Source organism: Pyxidicoccus fallax (assembly GCF_012933655.1).
Taxonomy (GTDB): Bacteria; Myxococcota; Myxococcia; order Myxococcales; family Myxococcaceae; genus Myxococcus; species Myxococcus fallax.
This window is the reverse complement of sequence record NZ_JABBJJ010000040.1, coordinates 1-15,187: the sequence shown is the minus strand read 5'-3', so window position 1 is coordinate 15,187 and position 15,187 is coordinate 1. Positions and strand designations below refer to the sequence as shown.

The window sequence follows — 15,187 nt, the reverse complement described above, 5'->3', positions numbered from 1 at the left end:
GCTCAGGCGGCGGCGGCGCCCGGCAGCAGCCCTCGCGCGCGCAGCGCCTCCAGGGTGCGCTCCAGCCCGGCCTCCACCGGCTCCGCGTCCGAGCGGACGGTGACCTCGGGGGCCGAGGGCGCCTCGTACGGGTCCGACACGCCGGTGAAGTGCGGAATCTCCCCGGCCAGGGCCTTCTTGTAGAGGCCCTTCACGTCCCGGGCGATGAGCGCGTCCAGGCTGGCCTGGATGTAGACCTCCACGAAGGCGATGCCCTTCGCGGTGGCCATGCGGCGCACCTCGTCGCGCGAGCCCTGGTACGGGGAGATGGCGGCGACGATGACGCCCACCCCGTGCCGGGCCAGCAGCATCGCCACGTTGCCGATGCGCCGCACGTTCTCCTCGCGGTCCTCCCGCGAGAAGCCCAGCCCGCGCGACAGCCAGGTGCGCACCTCGTCCCCGTCCAACAGCTCCACCGGCCGCATCGACTCCAGGCGCTCGCGCAGCGCGCGCGACAGCGTGCTCTTGCCCGCGCCGGACATGCCCGTCAGCCAGAGGATGAAACCCGCGCTCTGTCTCATCGTGCTCACCTCAGACCGCCGGTCCGTTGATCATCCCGGCCCCCACCGTGGCGTTCGTCGCCTCGTCGATGAGGATGAAGCTGCCGGTGTGGCGGTTGCGCCGGTACTCGTCGAAGAACAGGGGGACGGTGGTGCGCAGCGTCACCCGGCCAATCTCGTTCAGCTTCAGCTGCGCGCTGCCCTCGTCCCGGTGGAGCGTGTTCACGTCCAGCCGGTAGTGCAGCTGCTTCACCATGGCCCGCGCCGAGCGCGTGGTGTGCTTGAGGGCCAGCCGCGCGCCGGGCTGCAGCGTCGTGGACTCCGACAGCCAGCACACCATGGCGTCCAGGTCCTGCCCCACCAGGGGCGGGTTGCCCGGCCGGCAGAGCATGTCGCCGCGGCTGATGTCCAGCTCCTCGGCCAGCGACACGTTGACGGACATGGGCGGGAAGGCCTCGGCCAGCGGCTTCCCGGCCAGCTCCAGCGAGCGGATGCGGGTGGTGAAGCCGGAGGGCATCGCCATCACCTCGTCGCCCGGGCGCAGCACGCCGCCCAGCACCTGCCCCGCGTAGGCCCGGTAGTCGTGGTACTTCGCGGACATGGGGCGGATGACGCTCTGGACCGGGAAGCGCACGTGGATGAGGTTCCGGTCGGACGCGATGTGCACGTTCTCCAGGTGGTGCAGGAGCGTGGGGCCCTGGTACCAGGGCATCTTGTCCGAGCGCGACACCACGTTGTCCCCGCCCAGCGCGGAGATGGGGATGAACGTGAGGTCCGCCACGTCCAGCTTCATGGAGAACTGGCGGAACTCCTCGCGGATGCCGTCGAAGACGGCCTGGTCGAAGCCCACCAGGTCCATCTTGTTGATGCACAGCACCAGGTGCGGCACGCGCAGGAGCGACGCGATGAAGGCATGGCGGCGCGTCTGCTCCAGCACGCCCTTGCGCGCGTCCACCAGGATGAGCGCCAGGTCCGCCGTGGACGCGCCCGTCACCATGTTGCGCGTGTACTGCAGGTGTCCCGGCGTGTCCGCGATGATGAACTTGCGCTTCGTCGTGGAGAAGTAGCGGTACGCCACGTCGATGGTGATGCCCTGCTCGCGCTCGGCCTTCAGGCCGTCCAGGAGCAGCGCCAGGTTGACGTACTCATCTCCTCGCGCCTTGCTGGTGCGCTCCACCGCCTGGAGCTGGTCCTCCAGGATGGACTTGGTGTCGTAGAGCAGCCGCCCGATGAGGGTGCTCTTTCCGTCGTCAACGGAGCCCGCGGTCGCGAAACGAAGCAGTTCCACTAGAAGTAACCCTCACGCTTGCGGTCTTCCATCGCCGTCTCGCTGAACTTGTCGTCCGCGCGGCTGGCGCCGCGCTCGGTGACGCGCGAGGCGCGAATCTCGTTGATGACCTGCTCCACGCTGACGGCCGTGGACTCGACGCACGCGGTGCAGGTCATGTCGCCCACGGTGCGGAAGCGGACCTCGGCCGTGGACACCTCCTCGCCGGGCAGCATCTGGAGGTACGGCGACCAGGCCATCAGCATGCCGTCGCGGCGGAACACCTCGCGCCGGTGGCTGAAGTAGATGGACGGCAGCGCCACCTTCTCCTGGTCGATGTACTGCCAGATGTCCAGCTCGGTCCAGTTGGACAGGGGGAACACGCGCAGGTGCTCGCCCCGGCGGTGGCGCGCGTTGTAGAGGTTCCACAGCTCCGGGCGCTGGTTCTTCGGGTCCCACTGGCCGAACTCGTCGCGGAACGAGAAGACGCGCTCCTTCGCGCGGGCCTTCTCCTCGTCGCGCCGGGCGCCGCCGAAGACGGCGTTGAACTGGTGCTTCTCAATCGCCTCCAGCAGCGGCACCGTCTGGGCGCGGTTGCGGGAGGCGCGCGGGCCCTTCTCCTCCGCCACCCGGCCGGCGTCGATGGCTTCCTGCACCGACGCGACGATGAGCCGCGCGCCCAGCTCCGCCACGCGCGCGTCCCTGTATTGGAGGACCTCCGGGAAGTTGTGCCCGGTGTCCACGTGCATCAGCGGGAAGGGCAGCGGCGCCGGGGCGAAGGCCTTCACCGCCAGGTGCAGCATCACCGCCGAGTCCTTGCCGCCGGAGAAGAGGAGCACCGGCTTGTCGAGTTCCGCCACCACCTCGCGGATGATGAAGATGGACTCGGCTTCCAGCGCCTCGAGATGTGACAGCTCGTAGCTCACGATGCCTCACGCTAGCACGGCTTCCTGCCATTCCCGCCAGCCCTCCTCTTCCATGACACCCGGCACATCCCGCGAGGGAGGCGAGCACCTGTGTCCCCAGGTAGGGAGGCGGAGCGAGCCGTGTGAACACGGAGTCTCACGGCCAGTGAGACTTTGAGCAATCGCGTCAAGACTTGACCCGTTTTCCGCCCCCGTGCGACAGAGTCGGACCGCCATGCGAAGCGCGAACACCCCGAGCCCCAATCCCCCCGACCGCTGGTTCCCCACGCGCAAGCCGCTGCCGGAGCCGCGCCTGCGGCTGTTCTGCTTCCCGTTCGCCGGCGGCAGCGCGGCCATCTACAACAACTGGGCCGCCGCCATGCCCCCCGGAGTGGAGCTGTGCGCCGTGCAGCTCCCCGGGCGCGAGCGGCGCCTCATGGAGAAGCCCATCGACAACCTGCCGGCGCTGGTGGAGGCCCTGCTGCCGGTGCTCGCGCCGCTGCTGGACCGGCCCTTCGCCTTCTTCGGCTACAGCATGGGCTCGCGCATCTCGCTGGAGGTGACGCGCCGGCTGCATGTGCGCAACGGCCCCATGCCGCGCGGCCTGATGCTGGCCGCCGCCGGGCCGCCGCGCGCCAATGACCGTCAGCCCGTCCACCACCTGCCGGAGGCGGAGTTCATCGCCCACCTGCGCAAGTACGACGGTACGCCGGAGGAAATCCTCCAGCACCGCGAGCTTCTGGAGCTGCTGCTGCCCACGCTGCGCGCGGACTTCGCGCTGGCCTGGTGGGAGAACGGCAACCACCCGGTGAAGCTCGACGTCCCCATCTCCGCCATGGGCGCCGTGAATGACGGGCATGTCCCGGTGGAGAAGCTGGAGACGTGGCGCGAGGAGACGACGAGCCCCGACTTCCGCGTCCGCCACTTCGAGGGTGGCCACTTCTTCATCCGCCAGCAGCAGGACGCCCTGCTCGCCGCCGTGCGCGAGGACCTGACGCGCTGGATGTCCGGCTCGCCCTGAGCGTCCCCTGCTGAGCTCACGCCGCCTTGTACTGGGGCGGCGTGTCACCGGACAGCGGCACCGTGAACTGCCAGCGCACCTTGAGCGGCTGGCCCCGCGCGCGCCGCACCGCCACCGCCGCCTGGTGCCGCTCGGACGGCCGCAGCTGGACGAACTGCCATGCCTCCGGGTCGTCGTGCATCCGCGGGTCGAAGGAGATGCGCGGCGACGGGTCCGGCTCCAGGTGGAAGGCGAACTGATCCAACGGCAGGGACAGCCCCGCCCCGCGCGCCTTGATGTAGGACTCCTTCAGCGTCCAGTACTCGAAGAAGCGCCCGCGCTGGCGCTCCGGGGGCAGCGCCCGCAGCGTCTGGATTTCCGAGGCCGCGAAGTAGTGGTCGGCGATCTCCACCGTCTCCCCCTCGCGCTCCGCGTCCTCCACGTCCGCGCCCAGCTCCGCACCTGTGCCCACCGCCACCAGGGCCATGCCGTCCGTGTGGGACAGGTTGAAGCGCAGCCGCGTGCTCCACTCGCCCTGCACCTCGGGCCGCCCGTACGCGTTGGTCGCGAAGGCCCACGCTGCGGGCGGTACCGGCGCGTAGCGCGAGAGTGTCAGCCGCACCAGCGCGTGACTCACCAGGTACTGCCGCTGGTGCCGCTCGAAGCGGAAGCGGCGCTGCTTCTCGCGCTCCCGCGCGTCCAGCAGTCCCCAGTAGGCGTCCAGGAGCTGCCGGTCGTTGATGCGCTCGGGCTCCACGATCCACACGTGGACCTCGTCCGGGCGCAGCTCCAGGAGATTGGCAACAGTCGACATAGGTCTACCTCTACCACGCCAGGACTCGCCGGGCGTAGGCTCGGCCACTGGCCCGGGAGTACCGGGCCGGGGGGAAGAACCATGGACCTGACTGCCGCGACGAAGACGCTGGAGACGCTGCGCACCCTCATGGCCGGCCACACGGACACCGCCGAGGAGCGCCGCATCCTGGAGCTGCTCACCGGGGCTCCGGCCGCCGAGCTCAACTTCCTCCTGGCCAACGTGGACCTGGAAGCGCTCCTGAGCGACATGGACGACCGCGTCATCGGGCCGGACCACCACACCGCCCTGCTGGACATGCTGTGCGTCCGCCGCGCCGCCGAGCTGTCCCTGCCCGTGCGCGCCAGCCTCGTGACGGCGCTCCAGAAGGGCACCACCCACGCGCGGGCCGAGCGCCGCATCCGCGACCTGTTCCTCGGGCTCCACGGTCGCGAGCTGACCGCCTTCAAGAACCTGCTCGACGCGGGCAACAACCACCAGGACCTGGAGAAGCTCCTCTTCGACGACGTGGACGACGCCGCCCTCCGGGAGGAAATCCTGGTCCACATCCAGCACGAGGCCGAGGCCACGCCCAGCGGGGAGAACAAGGTCCTCAGCGACATCGACGACACGTTCTATTGCAACCTCAAGGACAAGCGGTACCCGTCCAAGACGGTGTACCCGGGCGTGCTCGCTTTCTACGAGGAGCTGGACCGGGGCCCCGGCATCATCCCCGGCCGCGACGGCGACCTCACCTTCGTCACCGCGCGCCCCATGGACCCCATGGGCATGGTGGAGAACATGACGCTGGAAACGCTGCGCAAGCACGGCGTCCCTCCGCCCGCGGTGCTGTCCGGCAGCCTCTTCCACCTCATCGGCAACTCGCGCATCGCGGACAAGAAGTTCGACAACTTCCAGCGCTACCTCCGCGCCTTCCCCGAGTACGGCTTCGTCTTCGTGGGTGACAGCGGCCAGGGCGACGTGGAGTTCGGCGACCGGATGCTCACGGCCGCGCCGCGCTCCGTCCACGCCGTCTTCATCCACGACGTGGTGGACACGCCGGAGGCCACCCGCCAGACGTGGCGCGCGAAGCGCATCTACTTCTTCGACACGTACGTGGGCGCCGCGGTGGAGGCCTTCCAGGTGGGCGTCATCTCCCGCGACGGCGTGGCGCGCGTGGCCCGCGCCGCCCAGGAGTCCATGGCCGGCATCGAGTTCGACGCCCCTGGCCAGCGCGAGGCCCGCCTGTACGAGCTGAACCGGGACCTCCAGCGCGCGGCAGCCCTCACCGCCCCGCCGCCGGCTGCACGCTGATTCCCAGCTCCAGCATCAGGTCGAAGCTCAGGTCGGGCGACGTCGAGCCCACCTGCTTCACGCCAGGTCCACCGTGGACACGGTGCCCTGGGTGTTCCAGCGAATAGGGAAGACAGCCCCGACAAGCACCTCCTCACCGCCGGTGGGCATCACCAGCGTCAACGTGTCCGGGACCGGGCTGGCCGTCGGTCTGCTCCAGCTCCAGGCCCAGCGCGAAGGTCAGGTCGTCGGACGTGGCGTTCACCTGCTTCACCATCACCGCGATGACGTTCTCCCCCAGCACGAAGGGGTTGCCCGTCAGCGGCACGGTGGCGCGCGCGTACTCGTTGCTCACGGAGGCGGAGGCGTACTCGTTGAAGCCCGTGCCCTTGTCCATGTTCCGCGTGAAGACGGGCACGCCGTTGACCCACACGCCGATGCCGTCGTCGAAGAGCACCTCCAGCTGGGCGCGGGTGACGGGGCGGTCCAGGGTGATGCGCTTGCGGAAGTAGACCGAGGGCTGGGACGGAGTCGTGCGCGTCAGCAGCGTGCCCTCGTCTCCATCCCCGTAGCCGAGCTGCCCCGGACCGGAGCGCCACGCCGAATCGTCATGGTCCCGCTGGTTCCAGCCCGGGCCGAGGTCCACGCCGTGGTCGTTGTACTTCCACGTGTCGCTGAAGGAGACGACGCGACGGAGCTTCGGCGTGACGAGCGCCACGGTCACCATCTCCCCCACAGACGGCACGCCCTGCTCGTCCACGAGGAAGAGGAGGTACGGCCCCGGGGGCGCGTCCACGTTGGTGGCGGGCGCGGTGATGGTGAGCCCATCCGCGGCGGGCGTGAAGTCCAGGGTGAGGAAGCGCTGCCCCTGGTCGATGGCGTGCGTCGGCGCGCCGAGGCCGATGAGCGTCACCTTGCGGATGGACGCCGCCCGCGGCGTGGTGACGCGGAAGGTCTTCCCCGGCTCCACGACGCCCGGCACGGAGGACACGGTGGGCCTCGGGCCCTTGAAGAGGTACGGGGGCGAGAAGACCTCCATGGTGCGCACGTTGCGGCCGCCGCCATGAAGCACGCGCCCGTCCGGCAGCAGCAGCGACGTGGCGTGGTAGCCGTGGAAGTCCCGGCTGGACGCCAGGCGCGTCCACGTCTCCGTGGCGGGGTTGAAGACCTCCGCGTACTTCACCGCGCCCGCGGCGTTGTTGAAGCCGCTGGCGCTGGAGCCACCGGTGACGAGCACCGTGCCGTCCGGCAGCAGGGTGGCGTTGGTCTGCCGACGCGGCAGGGACATGGAGGCGACGTACCGCCACGCCGGCCTCGGCTGGTTCAGGTCGATGAGCTCCACGGTGGCCGTGGGCGGGTCCCCTCCTCCGAGGAGCATCACCTTCCCGTCGAGGTACACCGCGGAGCCGTAGGTGCGTCCGCCGAAGAGGCTGCGGCCGTGCTCCCACCAGGTGCCCGTGCCGTACCAGTCCAGGAACAGGGTGGCGCGGCGCGGGGCGGAGAAGAACAGCTTGCCGTTGGGCGCCACGAACATGCGTGGGTAGTACGGCAGGTTCCTCACCGCCGTGGAGAGGTTGCGCAGGGTGTGGGCCGGGCCGCTGTCGTGAGCGCCCATCTGGTACACCTGCACCAGCTCGTTGATCGTGCCCGGGCCCTCCGTCTCACCCGCGAGGATGGCCACGTCCCCATTGGGCAGCGTGACGTTGGTGGGGTACCACCGCTTGTCGTTCATGTCGGGGCCGCGGAACCACGAGTCCGTGGCCCCGTCATAGATGCTGGTGTGGGAGAGCCCCACGTGCGAGTCGATGTGCCCGCCCGTCACCAGCAGCCGCCCGTCGGCCAGGAGCGAGTGCCCCGCGCAGAAGATGTTGTAGTCGGGCGCCACCGCCCGCTCCAGCACGCCGGTGACGGGGTCCCACAGCACCGGCCGTTCCACGCCCTCCTCGAACTCGCCGAAGACGAATACCTTGCCGTTCGGAAGCAGGTTGGCGTGGGTGGCGGACATCGGCCACGTCCCCAGGAACGTCCACTGCCCGACCTGGGAGGGGTCCTGGGCGCGTGCCGAGCCCCCCCACAGCAGCACGCATGCCACGAGGAGCACCGCGCGGCCTCGCGGTGCCAAGAATCCTGATCCTGACGACATGGCTCCCCCCGGCGGCGCCACCCCGAACTCCGAGGGCGGAACCTGAGGGGGCTTCCCGCCCCCGTCATCCAGGTCGTCAGTCGCAAGCAATGCCGGGTAGTGGACGTGTCACGTGCGGATGTCGTGGTGGATGTCCATCACTCCGCCTGTACGGATGGACAGTTGGCCGCGGCGGAAGTGCCGCCAACCTTCCGGACGCTCAGACTGGGGGCAGCGAGGGCGTGCGCGCTTTCGTGGAGAAGGAGCACATCGGCGTGACGGGGAGCGGGAACTGATGGAGCTCTTTCCCATTCATCTGCTGTTCATCGTGGTCCTGATGAACCGTTACATCCTCGGGCCCTTCATGAGGCGCCTGCGGGGACGGCAATTCGACCGGGTGGACGACACGTACCTGCCGCGGGTGGCCATCGTCATCCCCCTGTTCAACGAGGGGAAGGGCATCTTCCATGCCGTCCGCAGCCTCCTGGAGCAGGACTACCCGGCCCACCTGCTGCAGATCGTCGTGGTGGACGACTGCTCCAAGGATGACAGCTACGCCTGGGCGCTGAAGGCGGCCGAGGGCCACCCCAACGTGCTGGTGATGCGCAACCCGGAGAACATGGGCAAGCGCAAGGGCATCAACCGCGGGGTGAAGGCCGCCGTCGACGCGGAAATCATCGTGTCGGTGGACTCGGACGTCATCGTCGACAAGTCCGCGGTCCGCCAGCTCGTGCGCCGCTTCACCCACCCGCGCATCGCCGCGGTGGGTGGCCGCACGTACGTGACGAACCGTCATCAGAACTGGATGACGCGGATGATTGAAATCAAGTTCCACTTCGCCCAGGAGTGGCTGAAGGACCTGGAGCGCAGCTTCCGGCAGGTGATGTGTCTGTCGGGCTGCCTCACCGCGTACCGCCGCCACGTGCTGCTGGAGCTGGAGCCCATCCTCGAGGCGCGCAACATCGCCGGCGTGCCCATCAAGTACGGCGAGGACCGCTTCCTCACGCGGCAGATCGTCAAGCACAACTATGAGACGGTCTACACGCTGGACGCCTTCTGCTTCACCGCCGCGCCCGCGACGCTGGCCGGCTACTTCTCGCAGCAGCTGCGGTGGCGGCGCTCCAACCTGGTGGACCTCCTGGGCGGCCTGTCCCATGCATGGCGGCTGCACCCGGTGGTGACTGTCCACTACGTGTCCCAGCTCGCGCTGTTGCTCTCGTATCCGGTGGTCATCGTCCACAACGTGCTCAACGGTGAGTTCTGGGACATCCTTGCCTTCCACTTCCTCGTCATCGGCCTGCTGGGCATCGTCTACCGCTACGAGACGCGGCACCTGCCGGAGGACCGCAAGGTGCATGGCGCCAGCTTCCTTCCCATGGCGCTGCTGATGCCGGTGACGTACGCACTCTTCACGCCGCTCGCGCTGCTGACGCTGGACTCCGGAAGCTGGGAGACCCGCGGCAGCCCCAGCGCGGCCCCCGCCGAGTCTCCCGCGGGCAACGGCGGCGACCTTCCTCCCACCCATGCTGGTGAGGGCTCTCATCCATGAATCAACGCGTCGCCAACAAGGTCAACTCCATCCTCGTATCGGCCTACAAGTTCATGGGCTCGGTGCTGCTGGCGTTGATTCTCCTCGGCCTCATCTCCTTCCTCACCGTGCAGGGCTTCTTCATGGTGAGCCGCGGCTGGGTGTCGCCCACGGTGGTGTCGCCCACGGACCCGGAGATCCTCACCCTCAACACCCAGGTGGCGGCACAGACGTCCGCGAGGGACCACGTGCTCGCGGAGCGCCGCACGGTGGAGAACCGCATGGCGGACGCCGAGCGCATCATCGCCGCCGAGCGCTCCTTCCAGCAGCGCTTCCAGGTGGCGCTGGCCGGGGAGAAGACCTCGCGTGACAAGGTGGCCCGGCGGCTGGCGTCGCTGCAGCGCGAGTACCTCGAGGCCCGGGAGGAAATCGTCCAGTCCAACCGCGCCTTCTCCGGCCTGACGCGCGTGCGCACGGACGCGCTGTACGGCGCGCGCCTGCTGGAGCAGGAGGACAAGCTCACCATCAACCACCACCTGGCGCAGCTGGCGCAGAGCAACCTGTCGCTGGCGCAGACCTCGGTGGACCTGGAGACGCGGCTGGAGTCGCTCCAGCGGGAGAGCCTCGGCCTGGCGGCGGTGCAGAAGGGGCTGGGCAAGGACACCACGCCGGACGGGATGACCACCGACGTGCTGCTGCTGGAGCGCGAGCACACGCACTCGGTGCTGGAGATGGCGCGCGCGGAGGCCACCCTCAAGAGCCTGCGGGAGGACCTGAAGGCGCTGGACGAGGTGGCCCAGCGCTACGACATGCTGATTGCCTCGCTGCGCGCGTCGCCGTACCTGCGGGCCATCGAGAAGAACCTGACGGTGGCCTTCGTCCCCTATGAGAACCTGAAGAACGCCGAGGTGGGCACGCCGCTGTACGCCTGCACCGCGAAGCTGTTCTGGTGCCACGAGGTGGGCGTGGTGGGCAACGCGCTGGAGGGCGAGGTGTCCATCAAGCACCCCATCCGCCAGTACATGCTCCGCGGCTTAATGGTGGAGATCCAACTCACGGACGACGCCTCGGCACGCGAGGACCTGCTTCACCTGAGCAGACCGCCGATGCTGCTGTAAGACATCCGCTCCTCTGGAGGTGGAGACGGTTTATGCGGAAGATCCTCACTCGCGGCGCGCTGCTGTTCCTGGCGGCGCCGGCCGCCCTGGCGCAGCAGGTGCCTGCGACGGAGGCGGCCGTGCCGCCCCAGGTGGAGGACCGGGCCAGCGGTTACTGTGACTTCGTGCGAGGCGTGGCGGACGCGGAGGCGGAGCTGGAGCTGGCCCCGGACGTGTTCGCCAGCTTCGGCGTGGTGAACGCGGGAGACGCAGGGGGAGACCCCAACGCCATTCCGCTGGGCGAGCCGACGCCCCGGGTGACCGCCGGCGTGGCCTACGACTTCGTGGGACTGTACCGGGGCCGCACGCTGCGCAAGCGCGCGGAGGCCGAGTGCCGCCGCCAGCGCGTCATCTCCACGCTCGAGGCCGCGGTGAGACAGGGCAACGGGCTGGGCGAGGAGGCCGCGCTGGAGGCCCGCGCCCGGGTGCTGCGGGACGCCCTGCCCCGCGCCGAGGAGCTCGTCACGGCACTGCGCAATGACCTGCGCGAGGGGCGGACCACGCTGGAGGAACTCAACGCGGTTCAGGTGCGGCTGGACAACCTGCGCGCCCTGGCCACGAACACGGCGCTCGCGCGGGAGCGGCTGGCGGCGAGGCCGCGGTTCCCCGAGGGGCAGCGGCTCGACGCGATGATGGAGGAGCTGCGCGCCGCGGATGACGCGGTGGAGTCGTACGCCGGAGGCCTGCGCCGCGCGCGGGCGTGGCGGCTGAGCCTGCGGGGTGGATACGACAAGCTCATTGACGTGGACCAGGAACTGCCGCTCTTCGGGCAGCTCACGCTCAGCTACAACCTGGGGCACCTGTGGCAGGGCTCCGCCAACGCGCGGGCGCGCGAGGGCCGGCGCCGCGCGATGGTGGAAGAGGTGGTGGGCGTTCCCCAGCGCATCAGCGAGCTGGTGGCCGAGCTGCGCGCGCTCCAGCGCACCGAGGAGGGCCGCCTGCGCGAGGTGTCCACCCTGGTGACGGACCTGGAGGGGCAGCTGCGCGAGGTGGAGGCGCTGCAGACGCGGGAGATTCGCCGGTTCCGTGACTACCTGCTGCTGGAGCTGACCCGGCTGCGCGCGGAGCAGGCGTACCTGCGCGCGCATGTGGATTCGCTCAACACGTTCCTGGGAGCCGCGACGCCGTGACACCACGAGGGGCCGCGCGGCACGTGCTCGCGGCCTGTGTCGCCGTGGTCGGACTGCTGGGGTTGTGCGGCCTGGCCCCGACACGCGACCTGGACCGAGAGCCCGTCGGCGGACGCAAGGCACCGGCGCGGGGCCTGTCGCGCGTGGCGCTGTCCCGGTTGGAGGTCACCCAGGGTGAGCTGCGTCCCGGGCCTGACGGGCAGCTCACCGTCGAGGGGCCTCGCATGCGCGCGGTGGTTCCCGGGACGAGCGCCGCCGCCGCGGAGCTGCGCTTCACGGTGCTGGGCTCCACGCACCAGCAGGTCGCGCTCGCGTCCGGTGAGCAGCGCCAGCAGGTGGGCCTCAAGCTGCGCGCGCTCGACGGCTGCAACCTCGTCTACGTGATGTGGCGGCTCGCGCCGAAGCCGGGCATCGTCGTCAACTACAAGCGCAACCCGGGACAGCACACGAGCGGCGAGTGCGGCAACCGGGGCTACACCACCGTGCGCCCGGCCCGCCAGGTCCGCGTGGGTGCACCGGCGCCCGGAACCTCGCACACGCTGCGCGCCGCGCTCGACGGCGGCACGCTGCGCGTCTGGGCGGATGGCGAACTGGTCTGGGAAGGCGACCTGCCCGAAGAGGCGCTCGCCATGAACGGGCCCGTGGGGCTGCGCTCGGACAACGTGCGGCTGGCCCTTCAGTTCTACGGTCCCCTGCCCTGAGCCGCGCCCTGCCCCGGGAGCCGGGCACCCTGCCCTCCGGCTCCCGGTCATTCCGGCCTACACCCGTGGCTGGAGCTCGCCGGCCACGGGCGTGGCGGCCTTCTCCTTCTCCTGCCGCTCCGGCACCTGCTCCGCGCACAGCGAGGAGTTGTTCATCGTGCAGCGGCCGCCGTCCTGCAGGTCGAACTGCCAGCGGTGGCGCGGGCACACGAGATAACGCCCCTCCTCCACCCAGGCCTCGGACATGTCCGCGCCCTGGTGCGGGCAGAAGCGCTGGACGGAGAACTTCTTCCCGCCCGCCTCCACCACCGTGCGCTCGCGCTGCGCCTCCGTGGCGCGGATGCCCTCGCAGAACTCGCGGATGTCCTCAATCTCCACGCCCAGGAAGCCGTGGAGCACCGGCTCGTACACGTCCGGGTTGCGGCTCAGCCGCAGGCGGAAGGACAGCAGGAAGTCCTCCCAGTTCAGCTTCCGGTCCAGCACGCGCACGATGTCCGCCGCGCTCGTCTTCATCGTGTAGCGCACCGCCTCGCGAATCTCCGGCACCACGTCCACGCGCCGGCCCTTGAAGTCCACCCGCAGCAGCCGGTCCGGCAGCTCGGTCAGCTCCACGTACAGCGGCATGCCCACCCGCTCGTGCAGGTCCAGGAGGTCCAGCTTGCGCTGCAGCTCCACCCGCAGCCGCTCGTGAATCTCATCCACCTCCGCGCGCAGCAGGTTGCGCTGCCGCGCACGGAAGACGTGCGCCTGCATGGCCGCGTACTTCTCCAGGTACTCCTTGAAGTTCTCCGGCGTCACGCGCTCTTCCACCATGGAGGCGTACTCCAGCGACTTCACGTCGAGCACGTCCCCGGGCATGGGCTCCAGGTAGCGCGTGCTGGCCTCCGGCATCCGCTGCTTCAGGTACGCGAAGAGCTGCGTCGCGTTGGGGAAGATGTTCACCTTCTCGAAGTTGAGGTGGAACTGGGCCGGGTCCAGGAAGCACGCCGGGCCCGCCGCGGCGATGTACGCCCTCGGCTGCACCACCTCCATCGCGCGCGCCACCGCCTCGAACTTGCTGTCGCGCTTCTTCAGCGAGATGGAGGCGTACGTCTCCGGCGCGTACTCGTAGCAGGTGGGGTGCCAGATGGCCCCGGAGAACTGCGCGGAGAACACGTCGATGGGCCCCTCCTCCGAGACGATGCGCACCATGCGGTCATGGAGCTTGCAGTCGTTGAGGTTGAGGAAGCACTGGTTGTCCCCGCGCACCATCACCGCGGAGTCCCGGTTGGTGCCCTGCTCGGACACGAAGAGCTTGATGTAGCCGCCCTTGATGGGCACCTCGCGCCCGTCCTCGCAGGCGATGACGCGCTTGCAGCCGTACTTCGCGAAGACGTCCTGCAGCTCCGAGCGCTGGAAGCGCGGCACCAGCACCGTGAAGTCACGCCGCTGCACGGTGGCGAGGAACTCCGGGTCGAAGTGGTCCTTGTGCTCGTGGCTGATGTAGAGAAACCGCTCCTTGCCCGGGGTCTCCAGCTTCTCGCGCACCAGCGGAGCCAGGTGGTGGTTGCGAGGGAGCTGCATCCACGCCGAATCGAAAGCGCCCCGCTCGGAGAGCCACGGGTCCATCACCACGATGGCCCCCGCGGTCTCCACGACGAAGCCGGCGTGGCCCAGGAAAGTAATCTGCATGGAAGTCTTCCCTTCGGACGAGAGGCGGGCCGGCGGGGAGCCGCGCCCGGACAGACGGATGCCGGCGACTGGCGCGTCGGCGCTCGAAGGCTGGGAACCGTCTGCCCCCCAGGCCACCTGCTCTCGGGTACAATGTCGCCGTCCACTGGCCAACGCGCCGCGCGTCCTCCAGGAAACACGAAGGGCGCGAAGGCCCCTGGCCCCCGCGCCCCCGTTGGCTTCCGGACGGTGGTGGCCCCGCGTGACACGGGGGCACCTTCCGGCTCAGGCCCGGACTACGGCTGGATTTCGCGCACCGACAGCCACTTGAAGTCCACGTCGTTGGCGTTGTCCCAGCGGAACGTGGCGATGGGGCCGCCCCAGGTAATCGGCATCGCACCCACGGCGCCGCCGCAGTGCTGGGCGTCGCCGCCCCAAGAGCCGGCGTCCACCATGTCGTAGACCTTCTTCCAGGTCACCTTGTCGGCGTTCTCGTTGACGTACAGCTCCAGGCGCACGGCCTCCTTGCCGCTGTTCGTCGTGTTGCGCATCACCGCCTTGAAGCCCACCCAGCGGCCCTTGAGCGGCGAGGTGGCCGGCTTGTAGGCGGCCTGGTTGTACGAGACGTGCCACGTCTCCTTCTGCCAGCGGGCGCGGCCGTCGTAGTGCAGGGCGCCCTTGTAGCTGCTGCCCTCGCAGCCCGAGTGGTCGTCGTTGTGCTTGCCGCCACGCGCGTACCAGTCGAAGTTGTCCGAGCCGTCCTGCGCCGCGTTGAGCTTCACGAAGCCCGTCATCTCCACGTTCTTCCAGTCGTTCGGCTCCTGCATGTAGCCGCGGCTCGCCATGACGTCCCGGTCGTACGTGGGAATCCTGGACGAGCTGTAGCCGGTGGACGTGAAGACGGACATGCGCACCTGGCTGTTCTTCATCTTCCAGGAGCCGTCCGCGTTGCGGGTGATGGGCTTCTGCGGGTCGAAGCGCTTGTCGGACGTGGGGTTGTCCGCGAGGAACCACTCCTCACCACCGGCCACCGTCGGGTACAGCTGCGTCACGCCGAACTTGTCCATGCCCGGCTGGGACGGCGTGGGCGTGGGCTCCGGGG

13 protein-coding genes are annotated in these 15,187 nt (G+C 69.5%); 6 read left to right on the top strand and 7 right to left on the bottom strand.

Features of this window, described 5'->3' with window-relative positions; translation table 11 throughout:
* Nucleotides 1-2 precede the first annotated feature (2 nt).
* The 3 genes from cysC to cysD are packed head-to-tail and all read right to left on the bottom strand — an operon-like array spanning nt 3 to nt 2,732.
* Nucleotides 3-560, bottom strand: coding sequence for an adenylyl-sulfate kinase (cysC, locus tag HG543_RS11450; RefSeq protein ID WP_169344758.1), 558 nt, complete (start codon nt 558-560; stop codon nt 3-5).
* Nucleotides 561-570: 10 nt separating this feature from the next.
* Entirely contained in the window at nt 571-1,827 is a 1,257-nt protein-coding gene (locus HG543_RS11445) for a GTP-binding protein (RefSeq protein WP_169344757.1), read from the bottom strand.
* Nucleotides 1,827-2,732: a sulfate adenylyltransferase subunit CysD gene (gene cysD / locus HG543_RS11440; protein WP_169344756.1), complete on the bottom strand. Its 906-nt coding sequence runs from the start codon at nt 2,730-2,732 to the stop codon at nt 1,827-1,829. Before cysD ends, HG543_RS11445 begins: the two co-directional genes overlap by 1 nt.
* A 214-nt stretch (nt 2,733-2,946) precedes the next feature.
* Between cysD and HG543_RS11435 the strand changes: the two genes are divergently transcribed.
* On the top strand, nt 2,947-3,732 hold the full coding sequence (locus HG543_RS11435) for a thioesterase II family protein (RefSeq protein WP_169344755.1): 786 nt from the start codon (nt 2,947-2,949) through the stop codon (nt 3,730-3,732).
* Between the two features lie 16 nt (nt 3,733-3,748).
* On the opposite strand, the gene HG543_RS11430 is transcribed toward HG543_RS11435, so the two are convergent.
* Nucleotides 3,749-4,525 carry a 4'-phosphopantetheinyl transferase family protein gene (locus tag HG543_RS11430; RefSeq protein WP_169344754.1) on the bottom strand — a complete coding sequence of 259 codons (777 nt, stop codon included), beginning with the start codon at nt 4,523-4,525 and terminating at the stop codon, nt 3,749-3,751.
* 81 nt (nt 4,526-4,606) lie between these two features.
* Here HG543_RS11430 and HG543_RS11425 point away from each other — a divergent pair, with 81 nt between their 5' ends.
* Entirely contained in the window at nt 4,607-5,818 is a 1,212-nt protein-coding gene (locus tag HG543_RS11425) for a phosphatase domain-containing protein (protein ID WP_169344753.1), read from the top strand.
* 133 nt (nt 5,819-5,951) lie between these two features.
* Here HG543_RS11425 and HG543_RS11420 read toward each other — a convergent pair whose 3' ends face one another.
* Complete coding sequence (locus HG543_RS11420) at nt 5,952-7,919, bottom strand: galactose oxidase-like domain-containing protein (RefSeq protein ID WP_169344752.1); 1,968 nt, start codon at nt 7,917-7,919, stop codon at nt 5,952-5,954.
* 295 nt (nt 7,920-8,214) lie between these two features.
* Between HG543_RS11420 and HG543_RS11415 the strand changes: the two genes are divergently transcribed.
* Genes HG543_RS11415 through HG543_RS11400 form a run of 4 tightly spaced genes read left to right on the top strand, consistent with a single transcriptional unit; the run spans nt 8,215 to nt 12,435 of the window.
* Complete coding sequence (locus HG543_RS11415; RefSeq protein ID WP_169344751.1) at nt 8,215-9,468, top strand: glycosyltransferase family 2 protein; 1,254 nt, start codon at nt 8,215-8,217, stop codon at nt 9,466-9,468.
* Entirely contained in the window at nt 9,465-10,565 is a 1,101-nt protein-coding gene (locus HG543_RS11410; RefSeq protein ID WP_169344750.1) for a hypothetical protein, read from the top strand. The genes HG543_RS11415 and HG543_RS11410 overlap by 4 nt, the downstream gene beginning before the upstream one ends.
* Before the next feature lie 32 nt (nt 10,566-10,597).
* Nucleotides 10,598-11,734, top strand: coding sequence for a hypothetical protein (locus tag HG543_RS11405; RefSeq protein WP_169344749.1), 1,137 nt, complete (start codon nt 10,598-10,600; stop codon nt 11,732-11,734).
* Nucleotides 11,731-12,435 carry a hypothetical protein gene (locus HG543_RS11400; protein ID WP_343073326.1) on the top strand — a complete coding sequence of 235 codons (705 nt, stop codon included), beginning with the start codon at nt 11,731-11,733 and terminating at the stop codon, nt 12,433-12,435. The genes HG543_RS11405 and HG543_RS11400 overlap by 4 nt, the downstream gene beginning before the upstream one ends.
* A gap of 57 nt (nt 12,436-12,492) precedes the next feature.
* On the opposite strand, the gene HG543_RS11395 is transcribed toward HG543_RS11400, so the two are convergent.
* Both HG543_RS11395 and HG543_RS11390 read right to left on the bottom strand, forming a co-directional pair.
* A complete protein-coding gene (locus HG543_RS11395) occupies nt 12,493-14,106 on the bottom strand; it encodes a Rieske 2Fe-2S domain-containing protein (RefSeq protein ID WP_169344748.1) in 1,614 nt (537 codons plus the stop codon).
* Nucleotides 14,107-14,381: 275 nt separating this feature from the next.
* Nucleotides 14,382-15,187: carbohydrate-binding protein (locus HG543_RS11390; RefSeq protein WP_169344747.1), on the bottom strand; the 806-nt coding region annotated here is incomplete at its 5' end.